This window comes from Streptomyces sp. NPDC101234 (genome assembly GCF_044767525.1).
GTDB lineage: Bacteria > Actinomycetota > Actinomycetes > Streptomycetales > Streptomycetaceae > Streptomyces > Streptomyces sasae.
This window is the reverse complement of the sequence record NZ_JBIWOA010000004.1, coordinates 18,797-41,772: the sequence shown is the minus strand read 5'-3', so window position 1 is coordinate 41,772 and position 22,976 is coordinate 18,797. Positions and strand designations below refer to the sequence as shown.

The window sequence follows — 22,976 nt, the reverse complement described above, 5'->3', positions numbered from 1 at the left end:
GACCCGGTGCCGGGCCTGCCCCACCAACCTAACGCCACCGTCACCTGGTCCGGGAGAACACCGCCACCGTGCGTCCCGGGACGATGAACGTACCCGTTCCCCGCTCGTACGAAGCGGACTTGACAACGGAATCCGCGCCCGAGGCCTGCACCGGGTGCAGTCGGTAACCGGTGCCGGCCAGTGCCGTCACCCGCTGCTCCCGCTGCTCCGGTGCCGCGTTGAACACGACGACGAGGTCACCGAGTTCCATGGTGATCACACCGGGTGTCTCGTCCTTCCCGGACAGCGGGAAGGACAGCTTCGACTGCACCTGTCCAGCCGTGTCCAGCGAGAACGCGCTCTCGGTCGTACGGATTCTCAGCAGATCGCGGTACGCGGCCGAGGTCCCGTCGATCTGCGCGCATCCGACGCTCACCGAACTCAACAGGGGCTTGGCATATGACCACTTGGACTCGTTGTCGGCGGCCGTCGGCAGTCCGCGCCCGAAGCCGTTGCCGTCGGCGCAGTTCCAGTGGATGGCGTTGAACCAGTCTCCGCTGTCGAAGGAGTTGCGGTCCAGGGACTTGGAGCGCAGGAGGTCCGTACCTGCCTGGGAGAGCGACGGGCCCTGCGAGAGGGCGGCCGTGGCCATCGCCAGGACCTGCATCCGGGCCCGGTCGGAGGCGCTGGTCGTGGCGGGCAGTTTGTACGTCAGCGCGTCGAACAGCGACTCGTTGTCGTGTGCGTCGACATAGGCGAGGGCGTCGCCGGGCGCGTCCGCGTAGCCGGCGGGCGAGCCGTTGTAGTCGACCTCGGCGCCGGTGACGTCCTTGCCGTCGTCGTCGGTGAACCGGTACTTGGCGAGGTTGCCGGTCAGGCCGATCTTGATCAGGTCCTGGTAGTGCAGCAGCCGGGCCTTCTGCTCGGCCGAAGTGCCGTTTTCCGTGGAGGAGTTGGGGTCGGTGTAGAGCCCGGACGCGAAGCCCTGGATGCCGGGGTCGGCGTCGAAGGGGCTGCCGCCGCGTACGGCGTCCCGGGCGCGGTCGGAGAAGGTCGCGATCCCGGTGCCGGCCATGTTCTGCTGGGTGGCCTGGACGAAGCGGGCGTCATTGGCGACCTCGCCGAAGTTCCAGCCCTCCCCGTACAGGATGATCTTCTTGCCGTCGACGCCGTCCTTCTTCAGGGTCAGCGCGTCCAGCGCCTTGCGGACCGCGAGGATGTTGGCCTTCGGGTGGTGGCCCATCAGGTCGAAGCGGAAGCCGTCGACCTTGTACTCCTTGGCCCAGGTGACGATCGAGTCGACCACCAGCTTGCCCATCATGGCGTTCTCGGGCGCGGTGTTGGCGCAACAGGTGCTGTTGGCGACACTGCCGTCGGCGAGCAGCCGCTGGTAGTAGCCCGGCACGATCCGGTCCAGGACGGAGGTGTCCGCCTGGCCGCTGGCCGCCGTGTGGTTGTAGACGACGTCCATGACGACCCGCAGACCGTCCTGGTTGAGGGACTTCACCATCTGACGGAACTGGACCGTGCGTGCGGTGCCGTCCGGGTCCGTGGCATAGGAGCCCTCGGGGACCGTGAAGTGGTACGGGTCGTAACCCCAGTTGTAGGCGTCCTTCGCGGCGATCGCCGAGACGCACTCCTGCTGTTTCTCCGAGTCGGCCGGGTAGGAGGCGAGGTCGCAGTCGGTCCTCGCCTGGTCGGACTTCTTCTCGGGGACCGTGGCGAAGTCGAAGGCCGGGAGGAGGTGGACGTACGAAGTCCCCGCCTTGGCCAGGGCCTTGAGGTGCCTGGACCCGTCGCTGTTCTTGTCGGTGAAGGCCAGGTAGGTGCCCTGGTCCTTCGCCGGGACGGTCTTGTCGGCCACCGAGAAGTCGCGGATGTGCAGCTCCTGGATCTGCGCGTCCTTCAGCGGTACGGCCTTGGGCTTGGTGTAGGTCGACCAGCCGCCGGGGGCGAGGGACCTGTCATCGAGGTCGACGACCAGGCTGCGCTCCGAGTTCGCGGTGAGGGCGACCGAGTAGGGGTCGGTGACCTTGTTGGTGACGATCTTCCGGACGCTGGGCGCCCAGACCTTCACCACGTACCGGTAGGGCTTGTTCTTCCATGACCCGGGGCCGGTGACGGACCAGACGCCGGTGGCGGAGTCGCGGTGCATCGCCTTGACCGCGCCGTCGAGTTCGAGGGCGACGGACTGCGCGGTCGGGGCCCAGACGGAGAGGGTCGGCTTGCCGTGGTGGAAGACCGGGCCGAGGGCGGCCTTGGTGGCCGTCGCGTACACGTCGTCGAGCACGCCCGCGATCTGTACGCCGGTGGCGGCCAGCACCGCGCCGTTCGCGGCCCGCTGCGAGGCGACCAGCTGACCGCTGAGCGCCTCGCGCACCCGGCCGCGGTCACGCGGATCGACGGACCAGGCCGTGTAGTCCTTCAGGTGCGGGAACCTCGCCTTCTGCGCGTCGGTGAGCGTGGTCTTCGTCAGCCGCAGCCAGCGCTCGTCGTCACTGGTCAGCGCCCCGTCCTTGACGGCGATCGAACCGTCGTGGGAGGAGAGCAGCTGGGTGGAGGCGGCACCGTCGACGCCGTCCCAGGCGACCGTGTTCCGGTCGATCCAGATCGCCTTGGAGGTGGTCAGGTCGAGCGCGGCCGCGCTGCCGGCGGGCTGCGGGAGCAGGTGCTTGTCCTGGCCGTTCAACAGCCACACCTCGTAGCCGTCGGACTTGAGGTCGAGGGACTGGTCGGCGGACAGGTCCTTCGTGTCGCCGTTGTGGATGATGTAGCTGAGGCTGGTGGCACCCGCGGTGAGCGGTACCTCGAAGACCGCGCCATAGGCATCAGTCTTCACCGGCTTCAGGGGGTTCGACCAGTCGGTGGGGTTCGCGGCACCCGTCCAGACGTGCAGGCCCCAGCCGTCGTAGTTCCCGTCGGCACGGTGGTAGTGGATGACCGCCTTGGTGGTGTCCTGGGCGGGGTACGCGTCCGAGGGCCGCGTCGTGAGGACGTCCGTCTTGCCCTGCTCGACCCAGACCTCGCCCGTCTTGGTGACGTCGATGGAGCGGTCGGCGGAGACGTCCTTGTTGCCGTCCTTGTCGACGACGAGGAAGCCGACGTTCGAGGCGCCGGACTTCAGCTTGACGTAGGCGAAGGCGCCGTACGCGTCCCGGCCGACGAAGGGGTGACCGGCGGGCCAGGTGGTCGCCTCGCCGTCGGCGATGTCGCCCCAGGTGTACAGGCCCCAGTCGGCGTAGTCGCCGTCGGTGCGCTTGTAGTGGACGATCGCGTAGTCGCGGGAGGAGGCGGTGGGGGTCTCGGCGGCGGGCGGGGTGCCGGAGGTGGTGGCGGCGAGTGCGCTGCCCGTGTGCCCCGCCGAGTCGATGACGACCGCCTTGTAGCGCAGGGCGGTGCCGGCCGGGACGTCCTTGGCGATGGTCTGGGTGACCTTGTAGGGGGCGTGGTCGGCGGAGCCCAGGGTGGTCCACTTCCCGTTGCCGACCTGGGCGGCGAAGACGACGCGGTCGAGCTGTCCGCCGGTGACGTCCGCGCTGAGGTCGACGGTGCCGGTGGCGCCGGCGGCCGGGGCGGTGAGGGTCAGGGCGGGTGCGGTCGCGGGCTCGGCGAGGGCGCCGGAGGCCTTGTACACGACGGCGGACTCGGCCGGGACGGTGACGGTGACCTGGGAGGAGGCGTCCGAGGTGACGGTGCCGTCCGTGCCGTAGAGCGCGCGGTAGCCCATCCCGGCGGAGCCGGTGGTGAAGGTCGCGGTCTTCGCCGTGCCGGCGTTGTTGAAGGCGACGACGTACTCCTGGCCGGTCTTCGCGTCCGTCCGGGTGAACGCGTAGATACCGGCGCCGTCGGCCGCGTAGCGCTCGGTCTGGACGCCGTCGGCGAGCGCGGGGTTGGCCGCACGCAGCTTGGAGAGAGCGCTGATCTGCTGGTAGAGCGGCGCACTCGTGTCGTAGGAGTCGCTGGCTGCGGTGCGGTCGGTGCCGATCTCGTCGTCGTCGAGATAGTCGGCGACCTTCGACGCGAACATCGTCTGCCGGGCGTCCTTGTCCCCGCCGGAGCCGGTGAAGCCCTGCTCGTCGCCGTAGTAGACGACCGGGTTGCCGCGGCTGAGGAACATCACCTCGTTGGCGAGCCGGTCCTTGGCCAGCAGTTCGGCGTCCGTGGCCTTCGGGTTGTCCTGCTCCAGGAAGTACCCGATCCGGCCCATGTCGTGGTTGCCGAGGAAGGTGACCTGTTCGTAGGCGTTGGCCTTGTCGGTCGTGTACTTGTAGTCGTCGCCGAAGACGCTCGCCAGCTTCTGGGCGCTGCCGCCCTGCGAGGCATAGGAGCGGGCCGCGTCCTGGAACGGGAAGTCGAGGGTCGCGTCCAGCCGCCCCTGGGTGACGTACGGGGAGGTGACGGACGTGTCGGCGGAGTAGGTCTCGCCGAACATGAAGAAGTTCTTACGGCCGTGCTGCGCCGCGTACTTGTCGAGCGCGGTCGCCCACTGGGTCCAGAACTCCATGTTGACGTTCTTCACGGTGTCGATCCGGAAGCCGTCGATGGCGTAGTCCTTCACCCACCGCTCGTAGATCTTCTCCATGCCCTGCACGACCTCGGGCCGTTCGGTCCACAGGTCGTCCAGGCCGGAGAAGTCGCCGTAGGTCGCGGACTCACCGGCGAACGTCGAGTCGCCCCGGTTGTGGTACATCGTCGGGTCGTTGAGCCACGACGGCACCTTGGACCGGCTGGTGACGACGGGCGTGCGCGGGAAGGAGGCGGTGGAGACCGCCGGGAACCTCTTCTTCCCGTCCGCGTGGTCGGCGTCGTCGAACGGCCGCCCGTCCTTGGTCAGATAGGGGAAGGCACCTTTGGAGAGGTAGTCGTACGACTTCTCCTCATAGTCGACGACGTCGGCGGTGTGATTCGTGATGACGTCGAAGAAGACCTTCATCCCCTTGGCGTGCGCCTTGGAGATGAGCGTCGCCAGGTCCTTGTTGGTGCCGAAGTGCGGGTCGACCTGGGTGAAGTCGGTGATCCAGTAGCCGTGGTAGCCGGCGGAGGCGTTGCTCCCCGTCCCCTGCACGGGCTTGTTCTTGAAGATCGGGGCCATCCAGATGGCGGTGGTGCCGAGCCCCTTGATGTAGTCGAGCCGTTTGGTCAGGCCCTTGAGGTCGCCGCCCTGGTAGAAGCCCTTGTCGGTGGGGTCGTATCCGGTGGAGAGCCGGGAGCCGGTCAGGCCGCCCTTGTCATTGCTCTTGTCCCCGTTGGCGAAACGGTCCGGCATGACGAAGTAGAACTGCTCGCGGGTGTCGTCGTGCCGGGCGGGCTCGGCGGCGAGTTTCGCGTCGGAGGGCGGCGCGGGCGGGGTGTCGGCATGTGCGGCGAGTGGCTGCACCAGCGCGACTGCGAGGGCGGCGACGGCGACGGCCGCGACCCGTCTGACATGTATCACCGGTGTGAACTCCTAGCGATAGCGGCTCTCTTGGGTCCGACCCGGCGCGACCGTATCGCTAACGAAAGGTTTACAGCAAGAGGCTTGAAACTCACAGCAAGAACTTTCACGAGGCGTATTGACGCGCTGTCTCAACTGGCCCACGCTCCAGGGTTGTTGAAGCCTGTCCCTCTTGTTTGGGAGCCGCACATGACCGGACACCGACCCCCGGGTGTCTTCAGACGCACGGCCGTCGCGATCGCCGCGGGCGCCCTGGCGCTCGCGGGCGTCGTCGCCCTGCCGGCCACCGCCGCACAGGCGGACACCACCGCCAAGGGCGACGTGATCGCCAACCTCTGGGAATGGAACTGGAACTCGATCGCGTCCGAGTGCACCAACGTGCTCGGCCCGGCCGGGTACGGCGCGGTGCAGGTCGCCCCGCCCTCCGAGTCCCTCAAGCAGTCCAGCTACTACTGGTGGGACGTCTACCAGCCCTACTCGTACACCCTGAACAGCCGATTCGGGACCGCGACGCAGTTCGCCGCGATGGTCACCGCCTGCCACACCGCGGGCGTGAAGGTCTACACCGACGCGGTGATCAACCACACGGCCGCCCAGACCGGCACCGGCTACGACGGCACCACGATCACCAACAAGTACGACACCCCGGACTGGGACCCGAGCGACTACCACACCTCCGCCGACTGCCCCACCTCCGACCTGACCATCCAGGACTACTCGAACCTCACCCAGGTCCAGAACTGCGAACTACTGGGCCTGCCCGACCTCAAGACCAGCGCGGACAACGTCCGTTCGGGCCTCGCCGCCTTCCTCAACAAGCAGATCGCGCTGGGCGTCGACGGCTTCCGCGTCGACTCGGCCAAGCACATCCCGGCCACCGACATGGCGGCCATCGTCGCCAAGCTGAACACCACGACGTCCGGGGCCGCGCCGTACATCTTCGACGAGGTGTACCCGGGCTCGACCCCCCAGCCCAGCGACTACTACGGCTCCGGTGACGTCCTGGACTTCACCTACGCGAGCAAGATGAAGTCTGCCTTCCAGGGCAACGTCAGCGACCTCTCGTCCCTCTCCAGCAGCGGCATCCTGCCGGCCGCCAACTCGGTGTCCTTCGTGACCAACCACGACACCGAGCGCAACGGCCTGCACATGTCGTACAAGGACGGCGACACCTACAAGCTGGCGAACCTCTTCGAGCTTGCCTACAAGTGGTCGACGCCGACGGTCTACGCCAGCTGGGAGTGGACACAGAGCGACCAGGCCCCGCCGAACTCGTCCGGCTTCGTCACGGACACCGACTGCTCCAGTGGCTCCTGGTACTGCCTCGACCGTGACACCGGGGTCGTCGGCATGGTCGCCTGGCACAACGCGGTGGACACGGCGGCGGTCTCCAACTGGCAGACCATGTCCTCCAGTGTCATCGGCTTCGGCCGCAGCGGCGCGGGCTTCTTCGCGCTCAACAACGGTTCCTCATCAGCGACTTACACGTTCACCACCGGCATGGCGGACGGCACGTACTCGAACGTCGTCGACGGCGGGGCCACCAAGGTCACCGTCTCCGGCGGCAGCGCCTCCCTCACCATCCCGGCGAAGAGCGCGGTCGCCTTCTACAACTCCTCCTACACCTGCACGGTCGGCTGCGGCGACGCGGGCGGCGGTGGCGGCGGTTCGACGTCGACGGTCAGCGCGACGTTCAACGAGTACGCGTCGACGACCACCGGCACCAACGTCTACGTCGTCGGCTCCATCTCCGCCCTGGGCGGCTGGGACACCTCGAAGGCGATCCAGCTGTCGTCCTCCGGGTACCCGATCTGGTCGGGGGAGGTGAGCGTACCGATCAACACGTCCTTCACCTATAAGTACGTCAAGAGAGATAGTTCAGGCAACGTGACCTGGGAGTCCAACGCCAACAGGTCGGCCACGACCACCACGTCGGCGGTCTCCCTCAACAACTCCTGGAACGTGGCCAACGCCGACGCCACGGACGTGACCTTCAACGAGTACGCCACGACCACCTGGGGCACCAACGTCTACGTCGTGGGCTCCATCGCCTCCCTCGGCTCCTGGAACACCAGCGACGCGATCCCGCTGTCGTCGGAGTCGTACCCGACGTGGAGCAAGCTGGTGATCGTCCCGAAGAGCACGACATTTGACTATAAGTTCGTCAAAAAGGACAGTTCCGGGACCGTGACATGGGAGTCGGGCACCAACCGCTCCTACACGACCGGCACTTCTTCGGGCTACACCACCAGCGACACCTGGAAGTAGTCGAGCAAGCCCAACGCCCACGGACGGGCTCTCGTCGGCCTACGCCGACGAGAGCCCGTTCATCTGTGCACTTTCGAAGCCGTGACCGATCCGTATCGGCGTCGTTGCTCCTGTCGTATGAAAGACGAGCTGTCCCGCATCAAGGGACAGCGCCGGGAACGTGACGTGGGAGTCGGGCACGGTCCGGAAAGATTGCCGCGGTCTCCCTCGAACAATTCCGCGGTATCGCGCATCGAACCTCGTGTACGGCACCAGAGGACGGCACGGGGCGCACACCGCGCCCCGTGCCGCAGGACACGAGTGGAGCACCGTCATCATGAACGATCACCGGAGCACCGGCCGCAGGTACGGCCGTACCGCGCTCGCCGCGGTCGCCGTCGTCGGCCTGGGCATCGCCTGGGCGGGTACCGCCTCGGCCGCGGGTACGAGCAGCGCGAAGGCCACGCCGACCTGTTCCGCCGCCGCGCTCAAGGCCACCTTCGGCCAGCAGCTGGCCGGCGGGATGAACCACGAGGGCGTCGTCATCAGACTGCGCAACCTCAGTGGCAGGACCTGCGCGCTGCGCGGCTACCCGGGCCTGGGCCTGGAGAACTCCGCGCACCGGGCGCTCACGACCCACACGCACTGGGGCAACACCTGGTACGCCAAGGACCCGGGCAAGAAGACCCTGGTCCTCAAGGACGGCCAGAGCGCCGAGGCCGTGGTCGCCTGGACGCACGCCAACACCGGCACCTCGGGCGCGGTGCACGCCTCCTACCTGGAGATCACTCCGCCCGCCTCGACCCAGCACAAGACGCTGGCCTTCCGTCAGTGGGTCGACCACGGTGACCTCTCCGTCACGGCGCTGGCCAGGCACATCGACGTCACGCCCTGACCTCACGGCCGGGCGGGCCGCCACCGGGAGCCCGGTGGCGGCCTCTCACGCGCCTGCTCCCCCGTCCACCTGCAGAATCGCGCCCGACACGAAGGACGCCCGGTCGCTGAGGAGCCAGGCGGCGGCTTCGGCGATCTCTTCGGGGGCGGCCGTACGGCCCAGCGGGGTCATGGACCTCAGACGGTCGATGACGCCGGGGGTGGCCGCGTCCCAGTCGCGGACCATCTCGGTGAGCGTGCCGCCGGGTGCGACGGCGTTGACGCGGATGCCCTCGGGGCCGTAGGTGACCGCGGCGGACTGGGTGAGGCTGTTGACGGCCCGCTTCAGGGCACCGTAGACGGGCAGGACGGGATTGGCCCGCAGGCTGCCGACGGAGGAGTTGTTGACGATGGCGCCGCCGGAAGCGGTGGCGCGGATGGCCTTGATCTCCGCGGTCATGGCCAGCCAGACGCCCTTGAGGTTCACGTTGGTGACCTGGTCGAAGTCCGGCTCGGGGAGTTCGTCCAGGGGGCCGGGGTGCTGGGCGATCGCGCCGTTGTTGAAGGCGATGTCGAGGCGGCCGTAGACCTGCACCGTGCGGTCGACGGCGGCGCGGACACTCTCCGCGTCGGCCAGGTCGCAGACCACGTAGTCCGCGGTGCCGCCCGCCGCGCGGATCTCCTCGGTGACCGTCTTGAGCTGGTCCTCCGTGCGGGCCGCCAGCAGGACCCGGGCGCCCTCGCGGGCGAAGAGCCGGGCGGAGGCGGCGCCGATGCCGCGCCCGGCGCCGCTGATGAAGGCGACCTTGTCGGTGAGAAGGCCCTGGCCGGTCGTCACTGTGTTCGTCATGGCTTCGAGCCTGGGCCCGGCCCGGCGGCTCATCCAGGCACCGGCGGTACCTGGATGGGGTCCGGCACCTGGCGCACACTGAAAGGCATGGACAGGCAAGAACTCGCGGCGTTCCTGCGCAGCCGGCGTGAGCGGATCTCCCCCGCCGAGGTGGGGCTGCCGCGCGGCCCGCGGCGCCGTACGCCGGGGCTGCGGCGCGAGGAGGTGGCGCAGCTGGCGTTCATCTCGACCGAGTACTACACGCGGCTCGAACAGGCGCGGGGGCCGCGTCCGTCGCGGGAGGTGCTGGGCGGTCTGGCGCGGGCGCTGCGGCTGTCGGACGCCGAGCGCGGGCATCTCCATCACCTCGCCGGGGCGCCGGCGGGGCCGCCGCCCGGGCCCTCGCGCGAGGTGCGGCAGAGCCTCCTCGACCTGCTGCGCCGGCTGCCGCAGGCCGCGGCCTTCGTGACGTCCGCAACCTTCGAGGTGCTGGCCTGGAACGATCTCGCCGCAGCCCTCATGGAGGACTTCTCCGCGCTGCCCCCGCGCGACCGCAACCTGGTGCGCCGCGCCTTCCTCACCCCGCGCCCGGAAGGCAGCAGGCTGTACGGGGTGTCGGACGTCGACGCCTTCGCTCGGCTCTCGGCACAGCGGCTGCGGGCCGTCGCCGCCCGCTACCCCGACTCGCCGGAGGTGACCGGGCTGGTGGCCGAACTCCTCGCCGGGAGCGAGGAGTTCCGTCGGCTGTGGGAGTCGCACGACGTGTCCGCCGAGCCCACCTTGTGCAAGACCTTCCGGCACCCGGTGGTGGGCCCGGTCACCGTGAACTGCGATGCCCTCGACATCACCGACCGGGACCAGCAGGTCGTGATCTACACCGCCACTCCGGGCTCACCGTCGGAGGAGGCGCTGCGTCTGCTGGCCGTCGTCGGGACGCAGCGGATGGATCAGCAGGTCGACTTCCCGGCGTAGATCGCGAGGGCCGTGTTGCTGCCGAGGGTGGCGGTGAACTGCCCGGAGCCGTTCACGGTCACGCTGGTGTTGTTCTGCACGTTGCAGTACGTCCCCGCCGGGAGCGAGGTCTGGTAGGTCCGGGTCAGCGTGCCGCTCTCGTGGTTGATGGCCACGTAGCCCTTCGCGCCCCGTCCGAAGGCGATCGCGTCGTCTCCGTCGTCCCACCAGTTGGTCACCGACTCGCCGCGCACCGCGTTGCGGAAGGCGACCATGCGGATGATCTCCGGCCAGGCGTGCTGGCACTTCCAGCCGTCCTGCCAGCAGGCGTTGACGACACCGTTGTTGGGCGGCCCGGCGTCGGCGTCCGACCATTCGTAGCCGGAGTTGATGTCCGGGGCGCCGTAGGGGTAGGCGAGCATGAAGACGTTGGCGAGCGTGTAGTTGGCGCCGTCCTTGTAGTTCAGGGTGGAGCCGTTGCGCTCGGTGTCGTGGTTGTCGACGAAGACCCCGGCGACCGAGCTGCTCATGTATCCCCAGCCTTCGCCGTAGTTCTTCAGGTAGGCGAGGCTCTCGTTGTTGAAGACGCGCTTGAGGTCGTAGGCGTAGCGGAATTCCTGGACGTCGCCGTTGCCGGTGTACTCGGTGGGCTGGACGGCCTCTCCGGCGCCGTAGATGACCTCCTGCTTCCAGTACACGGACGGATTGGTCAGCCGGGTCTTGATGTTGGCGAGGTCCTCGGCCGGGATGTGCTTGGCCGCGTCGATCCGAAAGCCGTCGACGCCGAGGCTGAGCAGGTCGTTCATGTAGCCGGCGATGGTCTTGCGGACGTACTCCTCGCCGGTGTCCAGGTCGGCGAGGCCGACGAGTTCGCAGTGCTGGACGTTCCAGCGGTCGGCGTAGTTCGAGACGAGGGAGGTGCAGTCGTCGAAGTCGTAGGAGGAGTACAGGCCGGGGTAGTTGTACTTGGTGTACGACGAGCCGCCGGTGCCGGTGCCGCTGCCCGCCGACATGTGGTTGATGACGGTGTCGACGACCACCTTCACACCGGCCGCATGGCAGGTATTCACCATGTTCTGGAAGGAGGTGCGGTCGCCGAGCCGGCCCGCGATCTTGTACGACACCGGTTGGTACGACGTCCACCACTGCGAGCCCTGTATGTGCTCGGCGGGCGGGGAGACCTGGACGTAGCCGTAGCCCGCGGGGCCCAGGGTGCTGGTGCACTCCTTGGCGACCGAGCCGTAGTTCCACTCGAAGAGGACGGCGGTGACGTCCTTGGTGCCGGGCGGGGAGGCGTCCGCGACGGTCGGGGTCATGACAATGACGGAGGTGGCTGCCGCCAGCGCTGCCGCTGCTGCGAGGGTCTTGCGTGCCATGTGGGGGTTCCTTCGCCGTTGAAGGCTCGTGCTGGATCTCGTGCCGAATCTCGCACTGAAGCTCTTGCAGAAATGTTGCTGAAACCTTGCGGTTGCGCAGATGTTAAGGGCCCGCCACCCAGTTGGGTAGCGGGCCCTGTGAAGTTGCTGCAAGAAGTTACCGAGTGACGGCCCGTCAGACGGCTGTCAGGCGGTCGTCCACCACACGGTCGTGTCGGCCGGCACCTTCGCCTCGCCGTCGGCCTCCGTCAGCTCACCGCTGGCGAGCAGCACCCGGCCGTACGCCGGAGTCGTCACCGACTCGCCGCCGGTGTTCGCGACGCAGACGAACTCCCCGCGCCGGAAGGCGAGTACGCCCTCCGGGGCACGCAGCCACTCCACCGACTCGCCCGCGCCGAGGTCGGGCTGCGCACGACGGACGCTCAGCGCGGAGCGGTACAGCTCCAGCGTCGAACCGGCCACCCCCGACTGCGCCTCCACGCTCAGCTCGCCCCAACTGGCGGGCTGCGGGAGCCAGCTGCCCCCGCCGCCGAAGCCGTACGACGAGCCCTCGCGCGTCCACGGGATCGGCACCCGGCAGCCGTCGCGGAAGCCGTCCTGACCCGCGCCCCGGAAGTACGCGGGGTCCTGGCGGACCTCGTCGGGCAGGTCGACGACGTCCGGGAGGCCGAGCTCCTCGCCCTGGTAGACATACGCGGAGCCGGGCAGCGCGAGCATCAGCAGGGTCGCCGCACGGGCCCGGCGCAGGCCGAGGTCCCGGTCCCCCGCGGTACGGATCTGGGTACCCAGTCCCGGCGGGTTGGCGAAGCGGGTGGCGTGCCGGGTGACGTCGTGGTTGGACAGCACCCAGGTGGCGGGGGCGCCGACCGGGCGCATCGCCTCCAGGGTGCGGTCGATGACCTTGCGGAGCTCGGCGGCGTCCCACTCCGTGCTCAGGTACTGGAAGTTGAAGGCCTGGTGGAGCTCGTCCGGGCGGACGTAGTTCGCGGTGCGCTCGACGGTCGGGGTCCACGCCTCGGCGACGAAGATGCGCTCACCGGCATACTCGTCGAGGACGTGCCGCCACTGCCGGTAGACGTCGTGGACGCCGTCCTGGTCGAAGAACGGCATGACATCGTTGCCCAGCAGCTTGAGCTGGTCGGCGCCGCCGAGGTCCGGGAGGCCCTCCGCCTTGACCAGGCCGTGGGCCACGTCGATCCGGAAGCCGTCCACGCCCATGTCCAGCCAGAAGCGCAGGATGGAGCGGAACTCGTCGCCGACGGCCGGGTGGTCCCAGTTGAAGTCGGGCTGCTCGGGGGCGAAGAGGTGGAGGTACCACTCGCCGTCGGCCACCCGGGTCCAGGCGGGTCCGCCGAAGATGGACTCCCAGTCGTTGGGCGGGAGTTCGCCGTTCTCGCCCTTCCCCGGGCGGAAGTGGTACCGGTCGCGCGACGGCGAGCCGGGGCCCTCCGCCAACGCCCGCTTGAACCACTCGTACTGGTCCGAGGAGTGGTTGGGCACCAGGTCGACGATGATCCGCAGACCCAGTCCATGGGCGTCCCGGATCAGCGCGTCCGCGTCGAGCAGGTTGCCGAACATCGGGTCCACGGCCCGGTAGTCGGCGACGTCGTAGCCGGCGTCGGCCTGCGGGGAGGCGTAGAAGGGGCTGAGCCAGACGGCGTCGATGCCGAGGTCGCGCAGATAAGGAAGTCTGGAACGTACGCCCTCCAGGTCGCCCATCCCGTCACCGTTGCTGTCGGCGAAGCTGCGCGGATAGACCTGGTAGATCACCGCGTCCCGCCACCAGTCGCGCCGTTCGGCGACGGTGGCGGTGACGGGGGCCGGTGCGGCGGATTGCTGCTGGCTCATGGCGTCCTTGATGCGTCGTAACAGGGTCATCGGGTCAGAGGTGGGTTGTTGAGGCGGCCGTGGTCACAGCGGGGTCGGATGAAGACCACGGCCGCCACCCCGCGCGTTCGGGCGCACGGGAGTCATGGCGCGCCCCCGAAGGGGCGCGGGGAACTGCGCGACCAGCCCCCACACCGCCGCAGACGAACGACGGGCCGAGGCAGTTCTTCGGCGACCGGCGCTAGCCCTTCGTGCCGCCCGCGGTGAGCCCCGCGACCAGGTTCTTCTGCACGAGGTAGAAGAACACGGACACGGGTATCGCGATCAGCACCGCCGTCGCGGCCATGAGGTTGCGCTGGGCGTCGTGCTCACTGATGAACGTCTGCAGGCCGACGGCCAGCGTGTACTTCTGGTCGTCCAGCATGAACGTCGTGGCGAAGGCGACCTCGCCGAACGCGGTGATGAAGCTGTAGAACGCGGCGACCGCGAGCCCCGGCTTGGCCAGCGGCAGGATCAGCCGCGCGAACGTCCCGAAGGGGGACAGCCCGTCGACCCGGCCGGCCTCGTCGATCTCGAACGGGATGGTGTCGAAGTAGCCCTTGAGCAGCCACGCGCAGTACGGGACCGCCGTCGAGCAGTAGACGAGGATCAGGCCGAGGTAGCTGTCGACGAGTTTGAGGTCGGACAGGATCTGGTACATCGGCACCATGAGGACGGCCACCGGGAACATCTGGGTGACCAGGAGCACCCACATGAACTTCCGGTAGCCCGGGAAGCGCATCCGGGAGACCGCGTACCCGGTGGTGGCGGCGACCAGGACGCCGAGCACGGTGGTGCCGAGCGAGACGATCAGGGAGCTCTTCAGCCAGTCGAAGAAGCTCGTGTGCTGCAGGACGAACGAGTAGTTGTCGAACGTCATCTTCTTCCAGATGCCGCCCGGGTGGAGGTAGTCGTCCTGGTCCGGACCGAGGGACAGGAAGACCAGCCAGCCGACCGGGAAGAGCGCGATGACGCTCCCGGCGATGAGGATGCCGTGGGAGGCGAGGGAGGCCGCGAGGCTGCGCTCGTCCCTGCCCCGGATCCTGCGGGGGCGCTGCGCCGGGCCGTCGTCGGTCACCGCGGCGGAGGTCTCGACAGTGGTCGTACTCATGGGAACTCCTGCCTCAGATCGCGAGCTGCTGCTCGTTGCGGTTCAGCCAGCGGCGGTAGAACGAGGTGAAGACGATCAGGACGGCCAGCAGCAGGATGCCGTAGGAGGCCGACTGCGCGAAGTCGCGCGGCTGCTGTCCGAAGCCGAGGTAGTAGGCCCAGGTGACGAGGATCTGGGCGTCCGGGGCCGAGGTCGGGCCGAACAGCAGGAAGATGACGGCGAACTGGTTGAAGGTCCAGATGATGCCGAGGAGTACGACGGTGGAGCTGACGGACCTCAGGCCCGGCAGGGTGACGTACCTGAAGCGCTGCCAGGCGCTCGCGCCGTCCATCTCGGCGGCCTCGTACAGGGAGGCGTCGATGGACTGCAGTCCGCCGAGCAGCGAGATCATCATGAACGGCACACCGCACCAGGTGTTGACCATGATGGCGGCGAACCGCTGCCAGAAGGTGTCCTCCAGCCAGGACGGCTGCGGCAGATGCAGCATGTGCAGGAAGGAGTTGATGATGCCGCCGTCGGAGAGCATGATGCGCCAGCCGAAGACGGTGACGAAGGTGGGCACGGCCCACGGCACGATGAGCAGCAGCCGGTAGAGGGTCCGGCCGCGCAGCTTCTGGTTGAGCAGCAGGGCGAGGCCGAGGCCGATGGTGTAGTGCAGGGCGACGCACAGGGCCGTCCAGACGACGGTCCAGATGAAGTGCGACCAGAAGCGGTCGTAGGACAGCGGGCCGAACAGGATGTCCTTGTAGTTGCCCAGGCCGATGAACTTGTAGGTGGCGTCGATGTGGTTGACGCCGATCGTGCGCGCGGTGTTGAGGCTGTTGGCGTCGGTGAGCGTCAGGTAGAGGCCGTACACCAGGGGGTAGAGCACGAGGACGCCGAGGACGATCACCACGGGGGCGATCATCGCGTACGCGTACCAGTACTTCTGGTAGCTGTGCTTGAGGCGCTGGCCCAGCCCGGGCCGTGGCGCGCGGTCACCGCGGCGCTTGCCGGTGGCGCGGTCGATGGCGACTGTCATGTTCGACACCTTCTGGAAGTTCTACGGCTCTGAGAAGCGGCTGGGCGCGGGCCGGTGGCCGCCGGATCCGTCCCCTGCTCGCAGGAGGATCCGGCGGCCACGGCTGTCACTTGCTTGTCACTTGCTGAAGTCCGGCACCAGCTTGGCGATGGCCACTTCGGCGTTGCTCAGGCCGGTGTCGAGGGACTCCTTGCCGCCGGCGATCTTCGGCAGCTCGATGTCCAGCGGGCCCCACAGGGAGCTGTACTCGGGCAGCGCGGGGCGCGGCTGGGCGGCGGAGAGCACGCTCTGGTAGCCGGCGATGCCCGGGTCGGCCTTGACCTCGGCGGTGTAGGCGTCCTCGCGGGTGGGCAGCGTGGAGTTCTTCAGGGCGATCTGAGTCTGCGACTTGGCGGAGGTCATGAAGTTGACGAACTTGAGGGCCGCCTTCTGGTGGGCGGAGTCCGAGCCGGCGTAGACCGACAGGTTGTGGCCGCCGGTCGGGGCGCCCGACTTGCCGGTGGAGCCGGCCGGGATCGTGGCGATGCCGAGGTTGGACTTGTCGGCGAACGCCTTGCCCTTGTAGAAGTTCGTGATCTCCCAGGGGCCCTGGATGATCGCGCCGACCTGGCCGTTGACGAACGCGTCCTGGATGTGGGCGTAGGCGTCGGCGGTGGTGTCGGCCTTGTGCAGGCCCTGGCCCTTGAAGAGGCTCAGCCAGGTGCTGTAGGCCTTCTTCGCGGCGTCCGAGTCGACGGTGATCTTCTTGGCGGAGGCGTCGACGGTGTCGGTGCCCTCGCCGTAGAGGAAGGTCTGGGCGTAGTAGGCCTGGGTGGAGCCCCAGTAGCCGTAGACGTTCTCCTTGGCGTTGATCTTGGAGGCGTCGGCCTTCAGCTCGTCCCAGGTCTTGGGCGGCGTGGTGATGCCGGCCTTGGCGAAGATCGCCTTGTTGTAGACGAGCGCGAGGGTGTCGGTGACCAGCGGCACGCCGTACGTCTTGCCGTCGTACTGGGCCTGCGTGATCAGGCTGGACTGGAACTTGTCCTTGTCCGCCAGGGCCTCGGTGCCGTCCAGCGGCAGGAAGTAGCCCTTCTTGGCGAAGGCGGGGGTCCAGCCGACCTCGGAACGCAGCACGTCCGGGGCGCCGGTGGAGCCGGCGGCGGTGTCGAACTTGTTCTGCGCCTGGTCGAAGGGGACGTTGACGTACTTGACCTTGACGTCCTTGTTGGCGGCCTCGAACTGGCTGATCAAGGCCTTGTACGTCGGTGCCTCATTGGTGGCGTTGGAGGTGTCCCACCAGGTGATGGTGACCGGGCCGTCCGACTTGCTGTCGCTACCGCTCCCGCCGCACGCCGTCGCCGTGAGGGCGAGGGACGCCACCAGCGCGGAGGCCGCTATGCCACGCCGCATGAGTTCTCCTTGAGGGTTATGCCCGTGTGATGCGGGAGCGGCCCCGTCCGCCGTTCCCGCTGTCGTGCCGACTGCGCCGTTGCTGCGGCGGCCGGGCGTCAGGGAACGTAACAGCGATGCAACCCTTGCGAAAGACCTTGCAGAAAAAAAGTGCAAGAAGTCTCCGAAGTTATCCGGGCGTGACCTGTCGGCGACCGCCGTGAGACGCTTGTTTACGGCGGTAGAGCGCTACGGGGGCCACTTGTGCAAGACTCTGCAAGCTCTTGCTGTCACGTTTCATGAGGGAGTGCGATGACGCAGCAGCCCGCCCCGGGCCGCCCCCCAGGCCGCATCAGGCGCCCGATTGGTGTGCAAGGAGAGATACGACCGGTACAGTCCAGTGCCGTGACCACACGGCTTGCCGACATCGCAGCGCAGGCGGGGGTGAGCGAGGCGACCGTCAGCCGGGTCCTCAACGGGAAGCCGGGCGTCGCCGCCACCACCCGCCAGTCCGTGCTCGCCGCGCTCGACGTGCTCGGCTACGAGCGCCCGGTACGGCTGCGGCAGCGCAGCGAGGGCCTGGTCGGCCTGATCACCCCGGAGCTGGAGAACCCGATATTCCCGGCCCTGGCCCAGGTCATCGGGCAGGCGCTGACCAGGCAGGGCTACACCCCCGTGCTCGCCACCCAGACGCCCGGCGGGTCCACGGAGGACGAGCTGACCGAGATGCTGGTGGACCGCGGGGTCGCGGGCATCATCTATGTCTCCGGGCTCCACGCGGACACCACCGCCGACATGCAGCGCTACGAGCGGCTGCGGGCGCAGGGCGTGCCGTACGTCCTGGTGGACGGGTTCTCGCCGAAGGTGCAGGCGCCGTTCATCTCGCCGGACGACCGGGCCGCGATGACGCTGGCCGTCACCCACCTCGCCTCGCTGGGCCACACCCGGATCGGCCTCGCCCTGGGCCCCAAGCGTTTCGTCCCCGTGCAGCGCAAGATCGAGGGCTTCGTCCGGGCCGTGCAGGACCAGTTGGGCCTGGCCGCGGACGTGATCGAGCGTGAGCTGGTCCAGCACTCCCTCTACACCCTGGAGGGCGGCCAGGCGGCCACCGCCGCCCTGATCGACCGGAACTGCACGGCGATCGTCTGCGCGAGCGACATGATGGCCCTCGGCGCGATACGGGCGGTCCGGCAGCGCGGCCTCGACGTCCCCCGGGACGTCTCGGTGGTCGGCTTCGACGACTCCCCGCTGATCGCCTTCACCGACCCGCCGCTCACCACGATCCGCAAGCCGGTGCCGGCGATGGGCCAGGCCGCGGTGCGCACCCTGCTGGAGGAGATCGGCGGTACGCCGGCCCCGCACAGCGAGTTCGTCTTCATGCCGGAACTGGTGGTACGCGGTTCAACGGCGTCGGCCCCCGGGGACCGCAACCGTCCCTGAGTTCCGGCGAGGTACTCCGTCCGCTGTAGAACCCCTGCGGTAGAACATGCGCGGTGATCCCACCCTTGGGATGATCTGTCGCATACGTCTTTTCTGGCAGACTCTGTGGCTATGAGTGACTCGACCGTGACAGAGCCGGAAGGTCGCGCACAACAGACCCTTCCGCGGACCGTCACGGGTGAGGGAGCAGAGGGGTTCCTGCGCCGGCTGCGCACCCCGCGCCGGCCCCGGCTGTGGTTCGAGATCCTGCTGATCGCGGTGAGTTACTGGATCTACTCGCTGATCCGCAACGCGGTCCCGGAGCAGAAGGCGCAGGCGCTGCGCAACGCGGAGTGGATCTGGAACTCCGAGCACCGGCTGGGGATCGCCGTGGAGGAGTCGGTCAACCACGCCGTGAACTCGGCGACTTGGCTGATCATCGGCATAAACTACTACTACGCGACGCTGCACTTCGTGGTGACGCTGGGTGTGCTGGTGTGGCTCTACCGCAGCCACCCCGGCCGCTACGCGGCGGCCCGCCTCGCCCTCTTCGCGACGACGGGCGTGGCCCTCCTCGGCTACTACCTGTTCCCGCTCGCCCCGCCACGGCTGATGGCGGGCGGCGGCTTCGTCGACACGGTGACGGTCCACCACACCTGGGGCTCCATGGCCTCCGGCGACCTGAAGCACATGTCCAACCAGTACGCGGCGATGCCGTCGATGCACATCGGCTGGTCCCTGTGGTGCGGCCTGACGGTCTTCGCCCTGGCGTCGGTGCCGTGGGCACGGCTGCTGGGCCTCCTCTACCCCGCGACGACCCTGCTGGTGATCGTGGCGACCGCCAACCACTTCTGGCTGGACGCGGTGGGCGGCACGCTGTGCCTGACCTTCGGCTTCGCGCTGGCCCGGCTCTGGTACGGAGCCGTGCCGTACCCACTCCCCCGGCCGGAGGCGGACGCCGCAACCGGCTGACAGCGGGCAGCTGGAGCCGACCCGCTCGGGGAAACGGCCGGTCCGGCACCGCCGGACCACACCATCGTGGCTGAGCACCGCCGCGGCGGGAGAAGGATGACCGACGGCTTCGAGGAGACCGGCAGGCTTCAGAGCGACCGGCGGATTCGAGGAGACGACCTGTGGTTGCGGGGAGACCGGCGGTTTGGAAGGCACCGGGGCTCGCTACTGGACGTCGGCTCTTATGATCCGCCGCGACGGTGCTCGGCCGAGACGGCGTCATCCGGCGGTGCCGGACCCCGCTCGGCCGAGACGGTGCCCTCCGGCCGTGCCGGAACCTGTTCGGTTCGGCGGGAGTCCGTCACTCTTCCCGGTGAACCACGTGGCCCCCGGTCACCGTCATCCTTACCGGTGTCTCCGCCAGCTCGTCCGCGGGTGCCCGGACCGGGTCCAGGGCGAACGCCGTCAGGTCGGCGCGGTGGCCCACCGCGATGCGGCCCGCCGTCTCCGCCTCGCCCGCCGCCCGCGCCGCGTGGCTCGTGCAGCCCTCCAGGGCTTCCAGGCCGGTCAGGCCCGCCCGAGCCGACGCCGCACCCCTCGGTGCGCGGGCGGTGGCCAGGACGACGCGTACGTCGTAGTGGGCGATCGGCCAGTCCGAGCCCAGGGCGACCGTCGCACCCGCGTCGCGAAGGTCGCGCAGACGCCAGGCGTGCCCGGCGCGGCCGGCGCCCAGCCGGCGGGACCACTCGTCCGTACCGTCGGCCCGGGTGTACGCGGTGTGCGGTGGCTGCATCGACGCGGCCACCCCCAGCTCCGCGAACCGCGGCAGCAGCGCGTCCGGCGCCGTCTCGATGTGCTCGATGCGGTGCCGGCCCGCACCACCGGGCCCGAGCCCCGCCACCACGTCCAGCACATGGCGTACCGCCGCGTCCCCGATCGCGTGTGTCGCCGTCCGCACCCCGGCCGCGTGCAGCCGCCGTACGGCGGCCCCGTACGCCTCGGGGTCGGGCCAGAACGCCTCCGTCCCCTGCCCGTGGCAGTCCGCGTGCTCCAGCCAGGCGGTGCCGCCTTCCACCGTTCCGTCCATGAAGAACTTGACCCCGTCGACCACCCAGTGCCGGCCGCCCCGCCCCTGCGCCGCGACCAGCTCCTTCAGCCCGGCCTCGTCGATCCCCGGCATGCACCAGGGCGCGAAGCGCAGCCGCAACGGCAGGACGGTCTCCTCGGCCACCGCCCCGACCAGCTCCGCGTCCCCCGCGTCCATGACGTGCGCCCCGGTCAGCCCGGTCGCCGCCATCGCGCCGAGGAGTTCGACCAGCCGTCTTTGCCGGGCCGCGTACGACGGGCGGGGCATCGCCCGCTCGACCAGCTGCATCGCCGCGTGCTCGACGAGGTGCCCGGTGGGCCTCCCCCCGGCGTCGCACACGACCTCCGACCGCTGTTCGAAGTCCCGCGCGCCCGTCACCCCCGCCGCGGCCAGCGCCGCGCCGGTCGCGAGCGCGGAGTGGCCGTCGTAGAGCCTCAGGAAGGCCGGCGCGCCGCCGAGTACGTCCTCGACGAGCGCCCGGTCGACGGGCCGGCCCTCGAACGCGTTGTGGTCGAGTCCGAAGCCGATCACCCATCCGTCGATCCGCCCGGCACCGGCCAGCGCCGCCTTCAGACCCGCCAGGCCGGTCACCCCCGACAGGTCCACGCCGGTCGCCATGTCCAGGCCCCACACCGGGTGGCTGTGCGCGTCCACCAAGCCGGGCACCAGATGCGCGCCCGCCAGCGCCACCACCTCCGTGCCTGGCCCCCGCCAGTCGCGTACGTCGCGGTCCTCGCCGACGGCGGCGATCAGCCCGTCGCGTACGGCAACGGCGGTGGCGTACGGCCGGCCGGGGTCGAGGGTGCGGACCTCGGCGCCGGTGAGGATCAGGTCGGGGGCGGCGGTCATGACGGGGTGAACTCCTTTGTCCGTGGGGGTCCGACAGGCGGCCGGCGGGGCTGTTCGGCGGGCGGCCGGCAGGGCTATTCGGCGGGCTCCGCGGCGAAGTCCGCGTACACCGCGGGCCGTTCGCGACGCAGCCACCACGCGAGGCCGAGGCCCACGACGAAGACGGCCGGCGCGATCACGATCAGCACGGTGTTGACGGTGGTGGAGGCACCGGTGAACAGGTCGATATGGGTGATGACCAGTCCTATGGCGGTGGCGAGGAGTACGGCCGCGACGGTCGGGGCGACGACGGTGCGCAGGGTGCCCTCCTCGTGCCGGACCCGGCGGAAGTAGCAGGGCACGGCGATCGCGGCCAGTAGCTGGAGCGCGAACAGGCCGATCATTCCTGGGGTGTTGACCCACAGCAGGAGCTGGTTGTACGGGTCCGCGCCCGCCGCCCAGAAGCCGAACACGACCACCAGGCCGACGACGGTCTGCGCGACACCGGCCATGTACGGGGACCGGTGCCGGGGGTGGACGGTCCCCAGCCGCTTCGGCAGCACGCCCTCCTCGGCGAGCGCGAGGCCGTACCGGTTGATGGCGTTGTGGAAGGCGAGCAGCGAGGCGATGATGCTGGTCACGATGAAGACGTGCATCAGGTCGGACGCCCAGCCGCCGACATAGGTGGTGATGGCGGTGAAGAAGAGTCCGCCGGGGTCCTTGGCGGCGGCCGCGATGACGTCCGCGTTGCCGAAGGCCTGGATGACGATCCACACCATGAAGGCGTAGAAGAGGCCGAGGAACGCGACGGCCACGTAGGTGGCGCGCGGGACCGTGCGCTCGGGGTCGCGGGCCTCGCGGCGGTAGATGACGGTGGACTCGAAGCCGGTGAAGGCCGCGAAGGCGAAGGCCAGGACGACCGCGGTGCCGGAGACGAAGACGTGGTCCGGGGCGAAGGACGCGGCCGACAGTCCGTGCGCGCCGCCCTTGACCAGCACCCCGCCCGCGAGCAGCACGAGGATCCCGGTCTCGGCGAGCAGCAGCACGCCCAGCACCTTGGCGCCGAACTCGATGGAGCGGTAGCCGCCGTAGCCGATGAGGAGGAGCCCGGCGAGGGCGATCGGCAGCCAGGGGACGTCGATGCCGAACAGGGCCTGCGCGGTGTCCCGGCCCGCGCTGCCGAGCAGGCCGTAGACGCCGATCTCCATGCCGTTGTAGCCGATCAGCGCGAGCAGCGCGGCGCCGATGCCGACGGGGCGGCCCAGGCCGCGGGTGATGTACGCGTAGAACGCGCCGCCGCTCCTGATGTGCCGGCTCATGGTGGTGAAGCCGACGGCGAAGACGGCGAGGGTGATGCCGGCGATGAGGTAGCCGGCCGGGGCGCCGATGCCGCCGAGCAGGACCGCGAGGGGGGCGACGCCCGCCATGACGGTGAGCGGGGCGGCGGCGGAGATGACGAAGAAGGCGATGTCGGCGGTGCCGAGCGAGCCGGAGCGGAGAGTGGCCACGGCGGGTGGCGTGCTCTCCTCGCGAGCGGTGACGGACATGGAGGGGGAGCCCTTCGAGCGCGACGGACGGGAGGGTTCCGGGCGTGCGGGATGACCGGCGCTACCAGGGCAGGAACTGCCCCGGACCC

The 22,976-nt window shown here is 69.3% G+C and carries 14 protein-coding genes; 5 read left to right on the top strand and 9 right to left on the bottom strand.

From position 1 onward, the window contains the following. Positions 1-40: 40 nt before the first annotated feature. Entirely contained in the window at positions 41-5,413 is a 5,373-nt protein-coding gene (gene pulA / locus ACIRR9_RS08715) for a pullulanase-type alpha-1,6-glucosidase (RefSeq protein WP_403749101.1), read from the bottom strand. 189 nt (positions 5,414-5,602) lie between these two features. Here pulA and ACIRR9_RS08710 point away from each other — a divergent pair, with 189 nt between their 5' ends. Continuing rightward, positions 5,603-7,681 (top strand): carbohydrate-binding module family 20 domain-containing protein, encoded by a 2,079-nt coding sequence (locus ACIRR9_RS08710; protein WP_403749099.1) that lies wholly within the window; start codon positions 5,603-5,605, stop codon positions 7,679-7,681. A 316-nt stretch (positions 7,682-7,997) separates the two neighbouring features. Further along, positions 7,998-8,555, top strand: coding sequence for a DUF4232 domain-containing protein (locus tag ACIRR9_RS08705; RefSeq protein ID WP_403749096.1), 558 nt, complete (start codon positions 7,998-8,000; stop codon positions 8,553-8,555). Between the two features lie 45 nt (positions 8,556-8,600). Here the strand turns inward: ACIRR9_RS08705 and ACIRR9_RS08700 are convergent, their stop codons facing one another. Beyond that, positions 8,601-9,383 carry an SDR family NAD(P)-dependent oxidoreductase gene (locus tag ACIRR9_RS08700; protein WP_403749093.1) on the bottom strand — a complete coding sequence of 261 codons (783 nt, stop codon included), beginning with the start codon at positions 9,381-9,383 and terminating at the stop codon, positions 8,601-8,603. Between the two features lie 87 nt (positions 9,384-9,470). Between ACIRR9_RS08700 and ACIRR9_RS08695 the strand changes: the two genes are divergently transcribed. Continuing rightward, a complete protein-coding gene (locus tag ACIRR9_RS08695; RefSeq protein WP_403749091.1) occupies positions 9,471-10,334 on the top strand; it encodes a helix-turn-helix transcriptional regulator in 864 nt (287 codons plus the stop codon). On the opposite strand, the gene ACIRR9_RS08690 is transcribed toward ACIRR9_RS08695, so the two are convergent. From ACIRR9_RS08690 to ACIRR9_RS08670, 5 genes are all read right to left on the bottom strand, one after another. Then, positions 10,310-11,689: an alpha-amylase family protein gene (locus ACIRR9_RS08690; protein WP_403749088.1), complete on the bottom strand. Its 1,380-nt coding sequence runs from the start codon at positions 11,687-11,689 to the stop codon at positions 10,310-10,312. The genes ACIRR9_RS08695 and ACIRR9_RS08690 overlap by 25 nt on opposite strands. A gap of 186 nt (positions 11,690-11,875) precedes the next feature. After that, on the bottom strand, positions 11,876-13,537 hold the full coding sequence (locus tag ACIRR9_RS08685; RefSeq protein WP_403749086.1) for a glycoside hydrolase family 13 protein: 1,662 nt from the start codon (positions 13,535-13,537) through the stop codon (positions 11,876-11,878). Between the two features lie 220 nt (positions 13,538-13,757). Beyond that, the gene (locus tag ACIRR9_RS08680) at positions 13,758-14,666 is read right to left on the bottom strand and encodes a sugar ABC transporter permease (protein WP_403749083.1); all 909 of its coding nucleotides are present in this window, start codon (positions 14,664-14,666) and stop codon (positions 13,758-13,760) included. Between the two features lie 13 nt (positions 14,667-14,679). Beyond that, the gene (locus tag ACIRR9_RS08675) at positions 14,680-15,687 is read right to left on the bottom strand and encodes a sugar ABC transporter permease (protein WP_365343318.1); all 1,008 of its coding nucleotides are present in this window, start codon (positions 15,685-15,687) and stop codon (positions 14,680-14,682) included. A 117-nt stretch (positions 15,688-15,804) separates the two neighbouring features. Then, the gene (locus ACIRR9_RS08670) at positions 15,805-17,076 is read right to left on the bottom strand and encodes an extracellular solute-binding protein (RefSeq protein ID WP_403749081.1); all 1,272 of its coding nucleotides are present in this window, start codon (positions 17,074-17,076) and stop codon (positions 15,805-15,807) included. 384 nt (positions 17,077-17,460) lie between these two features. On the opposite strand from ACIRR9_RS08670, the gene ACIRR9_RS08665 reads away from it, so the two are divergent. Next, a complete protein-coding gene (locus tag ACIRR9_RS08665; protein WP_403749078.1) occupies positions 17,461-18,495 on the top strand; it encodes a LacI family DNA-binding transcriptional regulator in 1,035 nt (344 codons plus the stop codon). Between the two features lie 111 nt (positions 18,496-18,606). Further along, positions 18,607-19,446, top strand: coding sequence for a phosphatase PAP2 family protein (locus tag ACIRR9_RS08660; RefSeq protein WP_403749076.1), 840 nt, complete (start codon positions 18,607-18,609; stop codon positions 19,444-19,446). Between the two features lie 340 nt (positions 19,447-19,786). Here ACIRR9_RS08660 and ACIRR9_RS08655 read toward each other — a convergent pair whose 3' ends face one another. Both ACIRR9_RS08655 and ACIRR9_RS08650 read right to left on the bottom strand, forming a co-directional pair. Next, entirely contained in the window at positions 19,787-21,361 is a 1,575-nt protein-coding gene (locus ACIRR9_RS08655) for an amidohydrolase (RefSeq protein ID WP_403749073.1), read from the bottom strand. A gap of 74 nt (positions 21,362-21,435) precedes the next feature. Further along, complete coding sequence (locus ACIRR9_RS08650; protein ID WP_403749071.1) at positions 21,436-22,887, bottom strand: APC family permease; 1,452 nt, start codon at positions 22,885-22,887, stop codon at positions 21,436-21,438. Between the last annotated feature and the right edge of the window lie 89 nt (positions 22,888-22,976).